Origin of the sequence: Flavipsychrobacter stenotrophus, from assembly GCF_002954265.1 — a bacterium.
GTDB classification, from domain to species: Bacteria; Bacteroidota; Bacteroidia; order Chitinophagales; family Chitinophagaceae; genus Flavipsychrobacter; species Flavipsychrobacter stenotrophus.
In genome coordinates, this window is record NZ_PPSL01000004.1 from 370,980 (window position 1) to 388,655 (window position 17,676).

Here is a 17,676-nt window from a genome sequence, read left to right on the forward strand (position 1 = left end):
TCTAAAAAGTTGTCAAATCTATGAATAACATGAATCCTTACCTACTCAAACACCACCTTTGCAGTGTACCGTTTGTCTCCAATCACAGTGCGGAGCAGGTATATGCCTTTAGGGACGTATGGTGCCTGCAGCTGCGTGGTATTTTTCCATTGGCCCGATTGTACAGTAGTTTCAGCAACGTTTTTACCCGTAATATCGAGCAGGGTTACCTGCATCTTTGTGCCGGCTTCGGCATACCATACTATATTCAGCAAGCCATCGGTAGTAGGATTAGGGTAAATGTCTGACACGCTGTTAGGTGCCGTCCATTCCACCGTTCTTACCGGCAAGATCATATTATTGCCATCATCAAATGTGGCCGTCAATCTATAGTGTACCAGGTCTCCTGCTTTTACATCGTCAATGATATCTGTATAGCTATAGTATTGTGCGTAGTGATGAAGAGATGGCAACGTTCTGATAGTTACATAACCACGGTCATTGATCTCCCGCTCCAAAGTATACTGACTAGCCACACCATCTATGTATGAAGTCCAGTCGACCAATACTGCATCCTGACGGATCATGTGCGCATCCAGGTTCACAATGTCGTTTACCGAATCAAGAGGGGAGAGTTTACGAACAGGTGAATAATATATGGTGCTGTTGCCAGTCATTGTCCAACGCAGCCTGTAGTAAATATTTGATGAAGATAACATGCCGATATCATCGGCCTTTCTGTAGATGCCCGGATTGTTGTGTAATGAAGTAAGCTCGGCCACATCGTTAAAATTGTCCCCATCAATAGACCGCTCAATGGTGTATTTAAAGACAGCGGTATCTATAGGTGATGTCCAGTAACACTGTGCCACAATGCCCGACCTGTAGGCTGCAAAGTTGAGGTAGTCGACACCAGTAGGGAAGTTGTTAGTTGGTCCGCCGTCATTGAGCCACATCTCTGAAAGAGATCTTGTTTTGAACTGAGCGTAGTATCCTTTGTCGTAAGGTATCCATTGGATTGATCTGTATGGTATGTAGCTGAAAGCACCGGCTGTGTCATCCACGAGTGTATTATTCTCATTGCCCGGGTGGCTATTGCTGTTGAACTGAGTAACCCCCAGCATATAAGCATCCTTCGGCTTAGTGCATGATGGGCAAGACGTATCTGCGAGCACATTGACAAATTCACTATCGAGCAGGTATAGCCGAACGCCGATACTATCGGTAATTGCTTGAGCAGCTGTTATAGTATAGCTGCGTGGCATTACATATTGTGTAGTGGTAGGGTTAGTGATGTTGGTTTGTGCATACAAGTTTACATTGGTAGCGCCTAGCGACTGCCCCTGCGGATTTACTGCTGCAAGCAGCTGGTTGTTTTGCAGATAGTCAGTCCAATTGCTGCCGCTGAGATCATGGCTTACCAATGTTGTGTTTTCAGCCGGGAATATCTGGTTGGCAAGGTCAAAGACATGCACGTCATCTATTGCAAATCCTTCAAAGGTGGCGCCGGGGTCGGACTGCAATGCGAAACGGAAATTAATAACGGTGCCTGCGCCTACCGGCTTAGGAATAGGTATAGACGCTACGTGCCAGCGGGTAAAGCCATTGCTTGTCCATGCACTGAAGGTAGAATCGTACCAGTTGGTGCCGCGGTTGGCACTGCCCAGTTTCAGCCAGGTTACACCATTGTAGGTGTATTCGATGTAAGCTTTATCGCAAAGCACATTGCCACAGTTTTCAATATCGAGCGCGGCACTAAAGCTAAGCATAGGAGCATTAAGACCGCTGATGTCGAAGCACGGTGAGTAGAGGTATGATTGTTCCAGGTTGTTGTACCTGCCTGCAAGTTTTGTCTTCCAAGCTTTTGTGCCGCTTGCTGCCCTGTTGATATTGGTAGATGCAGGTGTGCCAAATTGCCATGAATTATTGATGCCATCAGCATAATAACCACCATCACCTCCCTCAAAATTTTCGAGATATGGATAGGAAGTAATAATAGGATTGTTGCGGTATTTATAATTCAGTAAGCTGTCATTGGGGAGGTACGTGTCTCCCGCAACACTCAGCCAGATATCGGCACTATGGCTGGTGCCCGCAGGCATATTCAAGAGTTGGGGGAATGTGTATTGTACTGTGTTCTTGGCGGTGATAGAATCGAGTATGCCGCTGAATATTGTGCCCCCATCGGCCCTGTAAAAAAGCTGCACATTATACAATGTGTAATTAACTCCATTGTGCACCTCCACGGTTAGTGGTTGCGCCGCAGACAGCCCGCAGTTGGTAGGCAGCGGACTCACCACGCTCAGTACCTGCGCATCATTGGCAACGGTGTATATTTTCACATTATCAATAGTAATACCATTACCAAAGTTGGCTGCAGCGATCAACGAGGTGTCGTTCTGTCCGAAAGATACCTGCAGGCTACTTGAAAAGTTGAGGTGTTCATTCCTGGCCGCATCTGTTAAAGACAATGAAACAGCTTTCTTAGGGAAACCGGGATAAGCATTCAAGTCGTATGTGAACAGCGGCGTCCAGGATGCGGCGTCATTGGCGCGTGAGTTGACCACATTGCCGGCGGCCACTTTTGGAGTGCCGTGTAATACATAGTCAAAATCCAGTCTTACCTCAGTCTTGCCGGTATCGTAATTAGAAAGATTGAAGGTGCCGGTGAACAGGTTGTTGCTGCCTGAGGACACGCTACGGTCGTCATCGAGACTTATAGATCGAACCCCGCCAATAGTAACGTCTTCATTGACAAATGATCTTATTCTGCCCGCAGTGTCTCCTGTTGCAAAATCCCAATGCCCATTAGGTGCTACGCCAAAGGAATCGCGGCCGGTAATATTCATCTTACCCATTGTTTCAAAATCATCGAGGTAGGGTAGAGAAATAGTATCGTTGGGGATATTAATAACAGTGAAACGTAGGGTGTCATTGCCAACCTGCGGGTCTGTAAGTGCCAGGTTCTGCACCGCTACAGTAAATTGGTAAGTTCCCGTTGCAGACATGTCGATACCCGTAGCGCCAGTTGTAGCAGTGCCATTGGCGGGTATAGGGGGCGTAGACATTGCATTCCACGGGCCGCCATTTAAGCTATAAGATACACTGTAATTATTAGCAATTGTATTATCCAGATTTCTGAGCTGCACCGTTACACTCTCGCTGCTGCCGGGCTGGGTAGAAGTATGCATACGGCCACTTACAGGGCTTATTGCTTTTTCTATCATCAGGTCGCCATTAGAAACAGGGTCGGTACAAGTGCCGTTGTTAGCAATGGTAATGAGTGCTTTGCTGCGGTAGCCGGGAATACCATTGATGACAGGCTTTACAGCTACATAAGATTTTTCTGTCAATGACATTCCGCTGAACGAATAAGTAGTATCGGTAGCCGTACCTACCTGTTGCATGTACAATCCTTTCTTGGCAAAAACCTGGTAAGTTGTTACGCCGGGTACCGGTGACCAGTGTATGTTGATATAGCCCGGACATTGTGTTGCCGCCAGACCAACAATCGGTTGCGTGTTGATAGCAAATCTGCCTGATGTCATTGTCTCAGTAGTGCCATTCTTAGAAAGCTTTATGAGGCAGTTGCCTGAATTGATACCGGCAGGAAAGAAAGAATAGTAACGCTGTGTTGCCGCTATAGTGCTGCTCAATGTTGTCCAACTGCCGCCATTGTTGGTAGACAGTTCTGCGGTAAATGTGTGGGTTCTATCTGCGGTGTTCCAGAAGATGCGAATGGTATCCTGGTTGCCAAGCTGTTCGCCGCCAAGTGGGTACGTGAGTACGGTGCCGGCTGCAATAACATCGTAGGCAACAACATATCGTTGTGCAGGGAAGGGTACATTATAACCTTTTACTTTAATGGCAAATGCGCCTGCGGGTGGATTGTTTATGGTTACCTGCTCCACGTTGTTCAGGTGGTCTGCTTTTTCAACCGCTACGTTGTTGACATTGGCAGGGGTAGGATCGCAGACAAGCGGCAGGTGGGTTGGTGTGGTGCTGCCGGTTACGCTCAGGTCAAGATCGTTGACCAGCTGAGTAGCAGAGGCAGTGCTGGCGGGCATATCATGCCAGTACAACATTACCTTTAGTTGTGCGGTATTAGCAGGTATGGTTATGTTCACGGTTTGCGAATCACCATTGTTTATAGTGTCAAGGTAGAACCTGTTATTGTCCATTATCTGCAAAGAGCGCGATACATCTACAGCACCAAAACCATAGCTGTAGTCAGGGCCGGGGTTGCCCAGGTCCATAGTGCCGCTGAGGAGTATTGTCTTGAGCAGATCACCTCGTGGAGCAGTGCCGCTATGTGTATGCTTGTATCGCTGAGTGAGCACGGCAAGTGCGCCTGTGGCCTGGGGTGCAGCCATGCTTGTGCCGGCTGCCCATATGTAGTCGTCAACACCCACCGTGGAGTAGGCACCAAGGCCAACTGCTATTGTTTCGGGCTTCATGCGGCCATCTTTAGTTGGTCCTCTCGACTCATCGGGCGACTGGCCGAGCAGGTCGGTCATGCTACCCACCACCATGGCGTTCTTTGATGGTTGGTAACCACCACCTACAGTGGCAAAGCCGGTAGGGTAGGGCGAGCAAGACATCCATCCATCATTACCCGATGCAAAGACATGCAATACCTCAGGGTACTGAATTGAAATAGTATCTAAGAAACGGGAGTAGCCGTCGTAGGTGCCGGAGTAATCGCAGTCGCCGAGGAGCACACCATAAGAATTGTTGGTAAGCGTCATGTTGTAATCATGCAGCATGGGGCCGGTAGCTGGTATTACCTGGTCGTACAAATAGTCGAGCAGCAATACATGCGGCGCCATACCCTCAGCCATTGGGTCTACAGTTCCGGCACCACCTATTATGCCATTTACATGTGATCCGTGTGAGCGCATCCGTGCCGGGTTAAAGTTGGTTATCCTTTCTTTTATGTCGGCATGGTATATGCCCGATGCATCATCGCCCACACCTACTGTTACACTATCACCCATTAATCCATAACCGCCAAGCGAAGTCGGTGATATAGAGATGTTCCCCTTAATCGCAGGTCGGCTTTGCAGGTCATACGGAACCATGTTGGTAACCGGGCTTATGTTCTGTACGCCATACCAAGTTGCCAGTCCGTGTATTTTATCGGCGGCAATAACCAGTTTATAGGCGCCATATTGCTCCATTGTGCTGGTGTTGATCTGTGCACCCATGGCCGCTGCAAATTGCTTTATGTCGGCTTTACCTATGCCGGGATAGAACGTGACCAATATTTCCAGATTGCCTTTTGCTTCACTCACTTTTTTCCATACATATTTGTCAGCCTTCCACCTGGGTTGCATGTTGGTGATGCTGTAGGCTGATCTAAGTAGTGCGCCATCGAATGATGATGTTGGCTGAATAAATGCCGAATAAGTATTATCGGGCAAGTAATCCAGCAGGGAAATGCCCTGTTCTTTCAATGCGGTCTTCTGCTGTTGCGTGGGCAGGCTGGCGAAATGAATAAGTGCAAGAACAGGGTCTTTTAACGGTGTTGTTCGAATGCTGTCTATCCACTTGGTAGCATTGTTTTGCAGCGTTATTGTCTCGTTCCTTAATTGCAGTGTATGCCTGCTGTTTTGGGCAAAAGCAATGTTGAGACACAATAGGGCAGTAATTGACAAGGCTACTGTTTTTTGTATATATCTGAGCATATTGGTATTAATTATTTCCCCGCTATTGACAGAGCGGGTTGGTTTATCGTCTTTTCTCACATGTAATTTACGCCAAAAATGTGGTTTAGGTTGTGTCTACTACCTAACGCCTAAGAGAATTTATTATTATCCGTCCAGTCCCGCTCCCTGCTCCTACATCGCTTTCCGCTCCCTCCCCCGCTCCTATCTTACTGGTATGATATTTATGCCATTATAAAAAAGCAATTTTATGAACGCTGCAATCGGAATATACGAAGATCATGATGCCGCCGTTGAGGCTATCTCTAAACTACATGACAAGGGATACCCCGTGGCGCAATTGACCATAATGGGCCTAACTGAAACCGAAGTAATTGATAATGAACTTCGCGTAATGCAGAAGAGCCCGATAAAAGTAGCGGGATTGGGAACAGGTGTTGCATTGGGTACTACCGTCGGACTACTTACTGGTGTCGGTCTGTTCGCCATACCCGGGTTGGGTGTGTTGTTTGGTGCAGGCGCTTTGGTAGGTGCTATTGCCGGTTTCGATTTTGGATTGATAGGCGGTGGTATAGCTTCTGTTTTGGCATCAGTAGGTGTTAAAGACGAGATAGCCGAAAAATATGATACTCTATTAAAAGCGGGCAAATACCTGGTTATCGCCAATGGTTCTAAAGAAGAAGTAGAAAATGCCAAGAAGCATTTACATGACCATGCTACTCATAGTGAGCTGAATATGTATTGATACGAGCATGAAATTTATTTCCCCAACTTCATTAATATTGCGGTAAGCGATTAACTATGAGTTGGATACAGCATCCCGTTGTTTTAGAGGGCGAAAAAGTAAAATTGGTTCCGTTAGATGCGGATCATTTTCATGATCTGTTGCAAATAGGCGGACAGGAAAAGATATGGGAACATATTTCCATTAATGGTGCAGATCAGAATATCTTAGTTACTCACTTGCGCAGTGCATTGCTGAAAAGGGCAACGGGTGAGCAATATCCATTTACTGTGATTGATAAACTGCAGAATAATATCATCGGTAGCACGCTGTTCCATAACATATTTCCACAGCACCATAAACTAGAAATAGGGTGGACCTGGTACGATCCTATTTACTGGCGTACAGGTTATAATCGTGAATGTAAGTTGCTGTTACTCACCTATGCTTTCGAAACATTGAAGGCCGTGAGGGTACAGCTGGTAACTGATGCAACAAATTTTCGCAGCCGCACTGCAATAGAGGGCATTGGTGCCACTTTTGAAGGAGAGCTGCGCAAAGAGCGCATACGTGCCAATGGCGCCTATCGCAATACTGCTATGTACAGTATTATAGATGATGAATGGCCTAAAGTGAAAAAAACATTGCAGCAGAAACTGGCAGCGTATTAGTTTCATCTGCGCGTGGTTAGTAAAAAATAGATCACATAAGCAACAAAATAAACGAGCGTAACTATCCTGAGTGTTTTGCCGATTATCTTGTTTGTTTTAGCTGCAGCGTTGGCTTTGAGGGCCTTTAAGTTGTCTTTTGGATACTTATTGGTCGGGTCAATAGCATGCCTTTTCATACATTTCCTTTGCCTTCTTTTTATCGTTCAGGTGCATGTGTAGCAGGTAGCCATAGTCGTTATAGAGATTAGTATTTTCGGGGTTCAGCGCCAGCGCATTTTCAAAATAAACCGCGGCCTGTTCATGTTCCTCAAACCTATCTGAAAGCAGGTTGGCCAGATTGTAAAAACCGAAAGAATATTCGGGATCAGCCTTTATCGCATTTTCGAGATGACTCCTTGCCGCGTCATAATTATTATAATGGAAGCTCTCCAACAAACCTAAATAATTATGACTACCTGCATGAGCAGGATTAATAGCAATGGCCTTTTCATAATTAACGCGCGCAGCGTCATGGTCTTTTAGCCTGTAATGTAGTAGTAAGGCGTACTCAAAATAGGTGAACTCATTTTCCGGTCTTAGCTCTATAGCGCGGATAAAATGTTGTTGAGACAACTCATATTCATTGAAATGATCGTCGAGCAGGTTGGCCAGGTTGTTATGAGCTATTGCATCGAGTGGGTTGATCTCGATGGCTTTTTCATAGTTCTTCCTGGCGCCCTGTTGGTCGTCCAGATTTTCAGAAAGTAGTAAGCCAAGGTTGTTATAAGCGCCCGAGAAGAGCGGCTCTACTGCGATCGCTTTTTCGTAATAGTACTTCGCCTGTTCGTAATTGTTATAGAAGTTCTTTTCCACGTTGCCCAGGTTAAAGTAGGGCCAGTGCAGCATTGGTGCTACTTCTATTGCCTTCAGATAGCTGCTGCGGGCACCCTCATAGTCTTTAAATTTATCTACCAGTAGCACGGCAAGATCGTTATACGTGTCACCATTGGTGGGTTGTGCGGCTATAGATCGCTCCAGGGCCTCTTTGGCACCTTCATAATCATTGTATTGGTCTTCCAGCAGTTCTGCCAGGTTATTATAGGCATAACTAAAATAGGGGTCTATGTCTGTTGCCAGCTGGTAGTGGTGTTTTGCCAGGTCATATTCCTTCATCCTGTCGCTCAGCAGGTTGGCAAAGTGGTAGTGACCTTCTACATAGAATGGATCTATCTCCAGTGCCTTTTCGTAGTATGTCTTTGCTGTTGGCAGGTCATTAAATTCTACCTCTGCCAATAGCGCCAGGTATTTATACGCTTTCAGATAGTTGGGATCCAGAGCTATTGTCTTCTCGTAGTAGGTGCGTGCCGCTTCATAGTCCTTCAGCCTGAAGTCGTGGAGCAGCGCAAGGTTGTACCAGCCACCGGCAAGGTCGGGCGCTACTTCTGTAACCTTTAGTAAATGTTCTCTTGCGCCCTCGAAATCACCAAAATGATCTTCCAGCAGGAAAGATAGATTGCTGTGATATTCTGCTTCGTCGCTCTTTAGTTCTATGGCTTGTGCATACATAGCCCTTGCTTGTTCCGGGTCTCCCAAATGACGGTACAGCAGTACGCCCAGGCTATTATGGTAATCCGGATCGTCGGGGTTAATGTCAATTGCCATCAGGTAGTGTTGGCGGGCTTTTTCGTATTGGCCTGTATGGTTATGCAGCATGTTGGCGTAGAAATAGTGGGTAACACTATCGTACGGATCTGCATCTATAGCTTTTTCGAAATAGATGGTTGCCTGCTCATAATCGGCATAGCGGTCTTCGTAAAGATTGGCCAGATTGTAGTAGCCAAAAGCATCATCAGGATCATGAGCTATCGCCTGTTCGAAGTAGGCCTTGGCAGCATCGTAGTTGTTGAAGTGCCTGTCCATGAGCAGGCCAAGATCGTTATAGGCATGGGTAGGCTTGTCAGGACTCTTGCTGAGCCCTATCTCATAATGCTGCTTCGCGAGTTCAAACTCGCCAAAATGTGTTCTAAGCAGATTGGCCAGGTCGAAATGCGCATCTGCATCATCCGGGTTTGTGAGTATCTGTCGTTCATAACCCTCCCTTTCCAATTGGTATTCCCAATCCTGTTTTTCCATACGCTACAATGCAAAAATATTGCAAGAACCGCAGATTTCACTTTTTCATCTTACTATAAGTACTTTTTTGATAGGGTTATTCGCAGCAAAGGAGTGTTAACGGCGGTTTGGTATAGTTTTGATATTACCCATTTTACCTGTATTTTTGAAATAGACCATTTTTCTTAATGAACCATTCCGCTGCCGCTGATATTCAAACTATTCTGGACAACATTGTTGACGGCTTTCTCATCCTGGATAAAGAATGGAATATAAAATGGTGCAATAAAGCTTTTGAAAATATTGTCGGATCATACAGTGTAAAGGCTAATGACGGCAATTTTAGAAAAATAGGGCAGTCTATAGATGGACTTGACATAATCGGGCAAATAAAAGATAGTGCCGAAACAGGTGAGCGCCAGGAAATGGAGGTTTACCTTACGCAAACAAAAACATGGTATTCATTGAATATCTATTGCTCTGCCGATAATGTTGTTATCTGTTTTCATGATATTACCTGCAATAAGGCTGATACCAACAATGTGCTTATTGATGAGCAGAACCTACGTATCCTAATGGATATCATCGATCAGCCTGTTTGGTTGGTAGACAGGGAATGCAATATTCTGCTATGTAATGAGGCATTTAAAAGATGGATAGCCTACTTTATTGGTACGCCATTGGCGAAAGGGGATAATGTTCTGGATATTAAGCTGGGGCCAGACTATCTGAATAAATTCAAGATGTGCTATGAGTTGGCACTAAATGGTAAGACGTTTAATACCGTAGAAGACCTGATGGTGAATGGCGAGATGAAATTCTCTACAATCAGCTTCAACCCGGTTTTTGATAAAGACAATAAACTTACAGGCATCAGTTGCCACGCGTCAGACATTACCGATCAGCGCAAAAGCCTTACCCGCATTGATGCGCAGACACAGTTGCTGATGGAGATTGCCAACATACAGTCGCACAAAGTGCGCGGCCCCGTAACCACTATAATGGGCCTGGTCAAAGTGTTTGACTATGACGATCCCGCTAATCCTGAAAATATGGAGGTGCTGCAGGGTATTGCATCAGTAACCGACTCGCTCGATGTGATCGTTCGCGATGTGATCCGTAATATCAATAAACTCAATAAGCACACCAGGAAGTTGTAGCAACAAGAAAGCCTCTGTTGTTATGGAGGCTTTTTGGCTTGAGAATTTTAGTCGTTGTTTCGCTTGTTGCCGAATAATTGAAGTAGCAGCAGGAAAAGATTGATAAAATCAAGATAGAGGCTTAGTGCGCCCATTACGATTAATTTTTGGGTGTCATTGGCAGATATTTCCTGAAATTCGATGCCTGCGCCTATTCGTTTCAGTTTCTGTACATCATATGCAGTAAGACCCAGGAAGACGGCAACACCAACAAAACTGGATATATAACCAAGTAGGGTGCTGTGCAGAAACATATTAACCATGCTGGCAATAATGATGCCCACCAACCCCATGGTAAGAAATGACCCGAATGTGGTCAGGTCTTTATCTGTAGTGTAGCCCATGACTGCCATTACCCCAAACATTATTGACGCTGATGCGAAACAAGTTAGCAACGAGCCAGCAGTATAGGTAATGAAGATGGTACTCAAACTCATGCCCATAACCGCAGCAAACAACACCAGCAACAAGGTTAACACGGGAGAAGACAATTTTCTGAATCCTACAGACATTATTATTACAAACAGTATCGGGGCAAATACAATAAACATGCCTAGGCTAGTAAAGCTAGGTTTGTTAAGTACTACTTTATAAAGACTGCTTTGTAATTCAAGATTTGAAGCGAAAAGTAACGAAACTATAGCTGACACACCAAGCGCAATAAACATCCATAAAAACACCCCGGACATAAATTTCTTAGAGATCGCACCTGCAGGTATCTGTCTGCTCTCTAATACTGTGTAATTTGAAAACGGATGAGAATTATTATTGTTCATGATGTTATTAATCTCCTGTAAAATTAAACAAACTGTGATTGATAAAGAACTACTGAAGTGTTGTTACTACTGCTTTTAACTTAGAATTATACCAAAAGTTAAGGAAGAGTGCCATTACTTTATGAATTGCGACCTTGGCCGTCTGAAACAGGCATCCAGCTCTATAAAAAATGTGTTTTTAAGTTTCTCTGTATAGCCCCCTGAGGGTAGTGTTACCTTGCTTGCGCCAAGCGGTAGAGCATAAGTTGGTATAACAGTAAACATCCACTTGCCGGCATACAGGATTGTTTTTGCACTCAATTCCAGCGCCACCGGCTTTATCTTTCCCGGTGTTTCAATAGCACTGTTGATAACTATATTATCGTTTCTGAGCGTCCTGTTGATGAAGTACTGGTCGTAATAGTGGAGTGTACCCATGTAGAAGCTAAATGCCGGATAAATGTTGAGTTTCTTATCAGCCAGTTGAAAATGGTGGTCCAGCGTAGCCTTGATCACAATGTCCTGTGTGGCTCCGTTGTTGATATCAAATGCAAGAGTGGGCTCTATCAGGTCATTTCTGTATTGGCAGTAAATACCTGCATTTTCTGTAATGGCTGAGCGCACTGCGGGGCTGTTTTTGTAATAAATGTATTTCTCGGCATGTACGCCGGCCAATATGTTAGTACCATAAGTATGGTCGTAGCCTCCACTCAGCGTGGTTAGGTCAAAATGGCCTGTCTTTTTGGTGAACGCATAAGATTCGGCAATATCGAAATAAAATCCCCTGCGATTATAATAGGAAATGTAAGCAGTGAGGTAGGGCACTCTGCTGCCATCTTTACGGCCCAGGTATACATTGTTAGTAACAGAGTTCACTCCCAGGTCCAGGTGAGTAACATCATCCATCGGGTCTTCATTCTCAAACTCCTTGTGCAGGTGGTACAATCCGCTGTTCTGCGCATGCCCCATACCTGCGCCCAGCATCATGATAAAAAATCCTATCCAGCATTTTTTCATTCGTACATCCTGTTTTACCCAAACAAATATATGGAAGTGCAGGTCATGTTGGTAATTCTTCGAAAAGATTGCTGAATATCGTATTTGCACGCCCCCAAATACCTCTGCCGCTGTTGTGTCGCTCCTGTCGCTAGAGTTAGTTCCGATTATTTCGGAACTCTCGTGACGACATAGTTTCCGAGCATCGGGAAGTACTTTTGTAAGCATCCACAAACCAACTTCCGCTGTAGTGTCCCCGTCCAACACCTATCGCCCCGTTTCCTCACTTTATTCTGAACATTCTTGTATTCTGACCGTCCAGATCTAGACAATTACATCAAACTTTATTGAGCCATTGAGCAATTAAGCCATTGAGCAATTTATTTCGTACATTTGCAGTCCAACTCTTATTATAAATCTGGCCGCAGATCAATAATATTTATTTCCTGAATTATTTTTTCTGAAAAATGATTTCTGAAATGAATTTATTATTACCTTTGCAGTCCCAAAATAAATTAACAAATGGAAGCAGTAGCTTTTATACACGAGCAACTAACCGGCAAGAAGGAATTCCCTAAATTCAAAGCAGGTGATAACATCACGGTTAACTATAAAATTATAGAAGGAAACAAAGAACGTATCCAGTCTTTCAAAGGCGATGTTCTTAAGCGTCAGGGAACCGGAGCAACTGCTACTTTCACTGTTCGTAAAATTTCTGACGGTGTAGGCGTTGAGCGTTTATTCCCGATCTTCTCCCCAAATATCGATTCTATCATACTTAACAAGTCTGGTCGTGTTCGTCGTGCTAAGTTGTTCTATCTTCGTGAGCGTTCAGGTAAATCTGCTCGTATCAAGGAAAAGAAGATGCTGGTTGGTGCAGGTAAGAAAGATAAGAAAGCAGCTAAGTAATCTCTTAATAATATTCCGGGAAAGGGTACGTTATACAACGTACCCTTTTCTGTTTTTAGTACATGAGATAATTTTGTTTAAATAAAAAAATAATTATTTAAACAAAAATAACCTAACTTCATATGCCCAATTAAAGAGGGTGATATGAAAACTAACCTCATCATAGGTGCCAGTTCGGGTATAGGTCTTGCACTCGCCAAACAACTGATTGCAAAGGGAGAGAAAGTAATTGCGCTATCCCGCACAGTTCCCGCAATCGACAATATAGAGCATCATTTCTACGATGCTGTATCAACAGATGCCCTTCCCGATCTACAAACAGCCATAGATAGTATAGTGTATTGCCCAGGATCCATCAACCTCCGGCCATTTAGGGCGCTAAAACCTGCCGATTTTTTACAGGAGCTACAGCTCAATGTTATGGGCGCTATCAATTGCATTCAAAAATACTATTCCAATCTTTCGGCATCAGAAAATGCGTCTATACTCATGTTCAGCACAGTGGCTGTACAAACGGGTATGCCTTTTCATGCATCAATAGCCGTTTCTAAGGGGGCTATCGAGGGTCTTACAAGGTCGCTGGCAGCTGAGTTTGCGCCAAAGGTGCGGGTGAACTGCATAGCACCTTCACTTACCAATACACCACTGGCAGATAAGCTCATCAACACACAGGCAAAGCTGGATGTTGCTGCACTTCGCCATCCCCTGAAGAAGATCGGAGATCCTGAGCAAGTAGCAGCTATGGCAGCATTCCTGTTATCTGCCGAAGCCTCATTTATCACCGGTCAGATCATTCACATAGATGGCGGTATGTCTGCCGTAAGATTATAGATAGGCTATGGGGCAATTCAATACAACAGATATACTGGCAATGGAGCAGCGCTACAGGGCTGCTTTCATCAATTCATTAGGTGGGTTTAAAAGTGGGGTGCTGGTCGGTACTGTAAGTAAAGAGGGCAACACCAACCTGGCTATTTTTAATTCATTGTTCCATTTAGGCGCCAATCCCGCCTTGTGCGGATTGATCATCCGGCCCGATTCTGTGGCAAGGCACACGTATGAAAATATACTGGAGACCGGCTCTTACACAATTAATCATATAAACGAAGGCATATATAAGCAGGCGCACCAAACCTCTGCAAGGTATGACCGTGAGGTATCTGAGTTTGATGCAACAGGGCTTACCCTGCAATATGAGCAAGGGGTAATGGCCCCGTTTGTAAAAAAAAGTCATGTGCAATTTGCATTGGAGTTTGCAGAAAAGCATGAGCTGCAGATAAACGGTACTATTTTGGTAATAGGTAAGATTGTCAAGGTTATCCTACCCGATGAATGTATTGGTGCCGACGGGTTTATTGATATTGAGCGGGCAGGTACTATTACTGTGTCCGGCTTAGATAGCTATCATACTACTCAAAGATTATCCCGGCTCAGCTATGCAAAACCCGGAATAGCTATAACAGAAGTATCTTGAAGCAAGCGGTCAACATAGTATGGTATAAGCGCGATCTGAGATTTACAGATCATGAACCGTTATTTAACGCGGCTAAAACGGGCATTCCTATTTTGTTGATCTATTGTTTTGAACCATCATTAATGGCCTACCCCGATTGTGATGTGCGGCATATGCGATTTGTCTGGCAGTCGCTGCAGGAAATGCAGGAACGACTGGATGGTGTTAATGGCAGGCTATATATTTTTCACAACGAGGCAGTGAATATTTTTGAAGAGTTGTCGGGGCTTTTTCACATAAATGGTGTCTACTCTTCAGTTGAAACCGGCAATGCACTCTCTTTCAAACGTGATAAGCATGTTGCATTATTCCTTAAAGAGCATAACATCCTCTGGCATGAATACCAGACATCAGGAGTAATAAGACGATTGCCCAACAGGGCAACCTGGGCAAAGAAATGGGCTGATAAGATGACATCTCAACCCAGTATCGTTGATGAATCTCTGCTCAAATTCGCGGTAATGAATATTGTCGATTATGAGGTAATGGCGGGCGATGCACTACCTGAAACAATTACTACTCCTGATAAAAATTTCCAGCCGGGTGGAGAATCATGGGCCTGGAAGTACCTTGATACGTTTGTAAAAGATAGGGCCGAGAACTACAGCCGCCATATTTCCAAGCCCCAGCTCAGCCGCCGCTCTTGCAGCAGACTATCTCCTTACCTCGCCTGGGGCAACATTTCTATGCGAATGGTATACCAATATACCATGCAGCATCACGATGCCAGCAAGCACAAAAGAGCATTAAGTAATTTTGAATCCCGCCTTTACTGGCACTGTCATTTTATACAAAAGTTCGAAAGTAACTGCAGCATAGAATTCAAAAATATAAACGCGTCATCAGCCGCCATAACTAAAGCAAAGAACGAGGACTACATTGCGGCATGGGAGACCGGGTGTACAGGTTACCCCATTGTTGACGCTTGCATGAGGTGTGTTGTGGCTACCGGGTTCATTAACTTTAGAATGAGGGCTATGGTCGTTTCCTTTTTTGTCTTTAACCTGTGGCAGGATTGGCGCGATGCTGCTCATTTTCTGGCCAGACAGTTTCTCGATTATGAGCCCGGTATTCATTATCCGCAGCTGCAAATGCAGGCAGGCACTACTATTCATAATACCATAAGGATGTATAACCCCGTGAAAAACTCACGTGAGCATGATGCGGAAGGTATCTTTATTAAGAACTGGCTGCCTGAATTGAAAGATGTACCCGCTGACCTCATTCATGAACCGTGGCTACTTACACCTATTGAGCAACAGTTGTATCATTGTGAGATCGGAGTTGACTACCAGGCTCCCTTAGTGCCACTCAATGATAGCCGAAAACATGCAAGTGATATCGTCTATAACAACAGGAAAGTAGCCAAAACATCACTAAAAAACAAGGTATGAACATAACGAAAGTGATCACTTTTATTGCCTGCGTAGCAGCCACTTTAGCTGTGGGTGCCGTAGCCGGTATTGCCACTGCACAGAACATTACCAACTGGTATGTATACATCAATAAGCCCTGGTTCAACCCGCCCAATTACCTTTTCGGGCCTGTATGGACAGTACTTTACCTCTTAATGGGCATCTCTTACTACATGATACTGACAACACTAACAACCGCCCCTAAACGTGCAACTGCAGTTATTGTCTTTGGTGTACAACTGGCACTCAACTTTGCATGGAGTTTCATCTTCTTTAAGTACCATCAGTTAGGTTGGGCATTAGTAGAGATAATTGCCATGTGGGTGAGCATATTTACAATGATCGTTGTGTTCTCCCGCATTAATAAGGTGGCAGCTATCATGCAGATTCCCTACATTTCCTGGGTGTCGTTTGCATCTATACTCAATTTTGCAATCTGGAGATTGAACTAATACAAATGGACATTTATTTCACACTTTTGGCTACAACAACCACTCTCCTCCTTTTAAAGGAGGAGTACCCTGAGTTTCGGCCTTTTCCAGCCGAAACTCAGGGGGAGGTGGTTACAGCGTTTGGTGTATTTTAAAGTCGAAAAGGTATAAGATGAAGACAGTAAAGAAAGCTGATCTGCCAACTAAGATCTGTACAACCTGCGGCAGGCCGTTTACCTGGCGTAAAAAATGGGAAAAAGTGTGGGCCGATGTTAAGTATTGCAGTGACAGGTGCAGGTCCGCAAAGCCCAAAAGTAACTAGAGATTGATATCTAGTAGGTTTATGCCAGTTAGATATCAAAATGCGGCATTCAAAACATGTCCCTGCGCCGTAGGTGCAAAAGGTTTGTAGTATTACAGAAACCCTCCATAACCCGCGAGCCGTAGGTTCGCGCCCAATTGAATCAATGACGTTTCTAAAGTATAATTGGTATTTAAACATGCTTACAATGAAAGACAATATTGCTGAGTTTTCTATAATTGACAAAGACCGCATCATAGAAATGGCCTGGGAAGACAGAACGCCTTTTGAGGCCATTGAGTTTCAATTCGGGCTATCAGAAAAAGAGGTCATTGAGTTCATGCGGGCCAATTCCAAAGCATCCAGTTTCCGCATGTGGCGCAAACGGATGACTGCCCGCACCACCAAACATCAGCATCTGCGCGATACGGATGTACTCCGCTTTAAATGTAGCAGACAAAAGATCAGCGGCAATAAGATCGCTAAACGTTAGTATGTTGAATAAAAATGGCCTAACAGAGTACTGTCAGGCCATGTATGTTTTTACATTAAGATATTGCAAGGCTATCTGAGTACCATTATACTTTTTCTGATAGCTGAAATAGGATATCAGTAACACTACAATTAATACAATGGGGGTTACTACTTTGCTCACCGGATCGCCACTTATAAAATGCGCTAACGACGCAGATACAAATGTCACAAAAAAACCAAAGTAAGCCCACTCCTTTATCCTTCCCGGCACCATTGGCAGGAGTAATGCCATAACGCCTAAAAACTTAGCAATACCAAGTTCTACCCTGAAATATCCCGGAAAACCTAGGTGTTGAAAACCATCTTTTACTTCCTGTGCTCCAAATGACATTAATGAAGACATCAGCATCATCATAGATATCAACCCCGTTGCTACCCAATACGTAATTGTTACTTTTTTCATCTGTTTATTTTTGTTTGTGCAAACTTCGGTACATTTGCTATACTTTAGATAGTGGTTTACTATTGTATAGTAGTATCCTTTTGTATAGT

At 44.4% G+C, this 17,676-nt stretch carries 15 protein-coding genes; 10 read left to right on the top strand and 5 right to left on the bottom strand.

The window, feature by feature from the left end; translation table 11 throughout:
- Positions 1–41: 41 nt before the first annotated feature.
- Positions 42–5,666 carry a S8 family serine peptidase gene (locus CJD36_RS16010; RefSeq protein WP_133162669.1) on the bottom strand — a complete coding sequence of 1,875 codons (5,625 nt, stop codon included), beginning with the start codon at positions 5,664–5,666 and terminating at the stop codon, positions 42–44.
- Between the two features lie 229 nt (positions 5,667–5,895).
- On the opposite strand from CJD36_RS16010, the gene CJD36_RS16015 reads away from it, so the two are divergent.
- A complete protein-coding gene (locus CJD36_RS16015) occupies positions 5,896–6,390 on the top strand; it encodes a hypothetical protein (RefSeq protein ID WP_105040207.1) in 495 nt (164 codons plus the stop codon).
- Between the two features lie 56 nt (positions 6,391–6,446).
- On the top strand, positions 6,447–7,040 hold the full coding sequence (locus CJD36_RS16020) for a GNAT family N-acetyltransferase (RefSeq protein ID WP_105040208.1): 594 nt from the start codon (positions 6,447–6,449) through the stop codon (positions 7,038–7,040).
- 156 nt (positions 7,041–7,196) lie between these two features.
- Here the strand turns inward: CJD36_RS16020 and CJD36_RS16025 are convergent, their stop codons facing one another.
- Positions 7,197–9,152 (bottom strand): tetratricopeptide repeat protein, encoded by a 1,956-nt coding sequence (locus CJD36_RS16025; RefSeq protein ID WP_105040209.1) that lies wholly within the window; start codon positions 9,150–9,152, stop codon positions 7,197–7,199.
- Positions 9,153–9,319: 167 nt separating this feature from the next.
- On the opposite strand from CJD36_RS16025, the gene CJD36_RS16030 reads away from it, so the two are divergent.
- Positions 9,320–10,291 carry a PAS domain-containing protein gene (locus tag CJD36_RS16030; RefSeq protein WP_105040210.1) on the top strand — a complete coding sequence of 324 codons (972 nt, stop codon included), beginning with the start codon at positions 9,320–9,322 and terminating at the stop codon, positions 10,289–10,291.
- Positions 10,292–10,338: 47 nt separating this feature from the next.
- Here CJD36_RS16030 and CJD36_RS16035 read toward each other — a convergent pair whose 3' ends face one another.
- Both CJD36_RS16035 and CJD36_RS16040 read right to left on the bottom strand, forming a co-directional pair.
- Entirely contained in the window at positions 10,339–11,106 is a 768-nt protein-coding gene (locus CJD36_RS16035; RefSeq protein ID WP_105040211.1) for a Bax inhibitor-1/YccA family protein, read from the bottom strand.
- A gap of 114 nt (positions 11,107–11,220) precedes the next feature.
- Complete coding sequence (locus CJD36_RS16040; RefSeq protein ID WP_105040212.1) at positions 11,221–12,102, bottom strand: hypothetical protein; 882 nt, start codon at positions 12,100–12,102, stop codon at positions 11,221–11,223.
- Between the two features lie 501 nt (positions 12,103–12,603).
- Here CJD36_RS16040 and rplS point away from each other — a divergent pair.
- The 7 genes from rplS (at position 12,604) to CJD36_RS16075 (ending at position 17,143) form a co-directional block, all read left to right on the top strand.
- Positions 12,604–12,990: a 50S ribosomal protein L19 gene (gene rplS / locus CJD36_RS16045; RefSeq protein ID WP_105040213.1), complete on the top strand. Its 387-nt coding sequence runs from the start codon at positions 12,604–12,606 to the stop codon at positions 12,988–12,990.
- Between the two features lie 144 nt (positions 12,991–13,134).
- On the top strand, positions 13,135–13,821 hold the full coding sequence (locus CJD36_RS16050; protein ID WP_105040214.1) for an SDR family NAD(P)-dependent oxidoreductase: 687 nt from the start codon (positions 13,135–13,137) through the stop codon (positions 13,819–13,821).
- Between the two features lie 7 nt (positions 13,822–13,828).
- A complete protein-coding gene (locus CJD36_RS16055; protein WP_105040215.1) occupies positions 13,829–14,464 on the top strand; it encodes a flavin reductase family protein in 636 nt (211 codons plus the stop codon).
- A complete protein-coding gene (locus CJD36_RS16060) occupies positions 14,461–15,897 on the top strand; it encodes an FAD-binding domain-containing protein (protein WP_205685623.1) in 1,437 nt (478 codons plus the stop codon). Before CJD36_RS16055 ends, CJD36_RS16060 begins: the two co-directional genes overlap by 4 nt.
- Positions 15,894–16,370 (top strand): TspO/MBR family protein, encoded by a 477-nt coding sequence (locus tag CJD36_RS16065; protein ID WP_105040217.1) that lies wholly within the window; start codon positions 15,894–15,896, stop codon positions 16,368–16,370. Before CJD36_RS16060 ends, CJD36_RS16065 begins: the two co-directional genes overlap by 4 nt.
- Before the next feature lie 151 nt (positions 16,371–16,521).
- On the top strand, positions 16,522–16,671 hold the full coding sequence (locus CJD36_RS23995) for a DUF2256 domain-containing protein (protein WP_105040218.1): 150 nt from the start codon (positions 16,522–16,524) through the stop codon (positions 16,669–16,671).
- A gap of 178 nt (positions 16,672–16,849) precedes the next feature.
- A complete protein-coding gene (locus CJD36_RS16075) occupies positions 16,850–17,143 on the top strand; it encodes a TIGR03643 family protein (protein WP_105040331.1) in 294 nt (97 codons plus the stop codon).
- 33 nt (positions 17,144–17,176) lie between these two features.
- Here CJD36_RS16075 and CJD36_RS16080 read toward each other — a convergent pair whose 3' ends face one another.
- Positions 17,177–17,587 (bottom strand): DoxX family protein, encoded by a 411-nt coding sequence (locus CJD36_RS16080; protein WP_105040219.1) that lies wholly within the window; start codon positions 17,585–17,587, stop codon positions 17,177–17,179.
- Positions 17,588–17,676: the final 89 nt, after the last annotated feature.